Source organism: Citrobacter sp. Cc139, assembly GCF_030334645.1.
Taxonomy (GTDB): domain Bacteria; phylum Pseudomonadota; class Gammaproteobacteria; order Enterobacterales; family Enterobacteriaceae; genus Citrobacter; species Citrobacter werkmanii.
This window is the reverse complement of record NZ_JAOWDM010000032.1, coordinates 1-988: the sequence shown is the minus strand read 5'-3', so window position 1 is coordinate 988 and position 988 is coordinate 1. Positions and strand designations below refer to the sequence as shown.

1 protein-coding gene is annotated in these 988 nt (G+C 65.9%); it reads left to right on the top strand.

All coding sequences use genetic code 11. The features are described 5' to 3' along the window. Positions 1-988: Ig-like domain-containing protein (locus tag OGV69_RS01350; protein ID WP_286469005.1), on the top strand; the 988-nt coding region annotated here is incomplete at both ends.

Below are 988 nucleotides of genomic sequence, written 5' to 3'. Positions count from 1 at the left end.
GCAGCGCGCTGGCCGACGGCGACCACTCCATCGTGGCCACCGTCACCGACCTCGCCGGCAACACCGCGACGTCCTCACTGGCCTTCACCGTCGACACCACGCTGTCGGCGCCGACCATCGACCTGGCGGATGCGTCAGACAGCGGCAGCAGCAACAGCGACAACATCACCCGGGACACCACCCCAACGTTCACGCTGGGGAATATCGACGCCGATGTGACCAGCGTGCAGGTTATTATCAACGGGACGGCTTACCCGGCGACTCTGACGGACGGGACGTGGACCTTTACCGCCCCGGAGCTGGCGGACGGCGACTACAGCATCACCGTGCAGGTCACCGACGATGCGGGGAACGTGCAGACCTCCACGGCGCTGGCTGTGACGGTGGACACCAGCGTGGCGGCGCCGGTGATCACGCTGAGCGACGACACCGGTACGGCAGGGGATAACCAGACCCGCGACGCCACGCCGGGCTTCACTGTCAGCACCGATCCGGACGCGTTCAGCGTGATGGTGAGCATTGACGGCGGTAAGCCGCTGGCGGCGACAAAGGACGCGGACGGGCAGTGGCATATTGACAGTACCGCGCTGACCGACGGCGACCACTCCATCGTGGCCACCGTCACCGACCTCGCCGGCAACACCGCGGACTCGGCCACCCTGACCTTTACGGTGGACACCACGCTGTCGGTGCCGACCATCGATCTGGCGGATGCGTCAGACAGCGGCAGCAGCAACAGCGACAACATCACCAGCGACACCACCCCGGCCTTCACGCTGGGGAATATTGATGCGGATGTGACGAAGGTGCAGGTTCTTATCAATGATACCGTCTATGACGCCGTGCTGACGGACGGGACGTGGACCTTTACCGCCCCGGAGCTGGCGGATGGGACGTACAGCGTCACGGTGCAGGTCACCGATGACGCGGGGAACGTGCAGACCTCCACGGCGCTGGCTGTGACGGTGGACACCACCGTGGCGGCGCC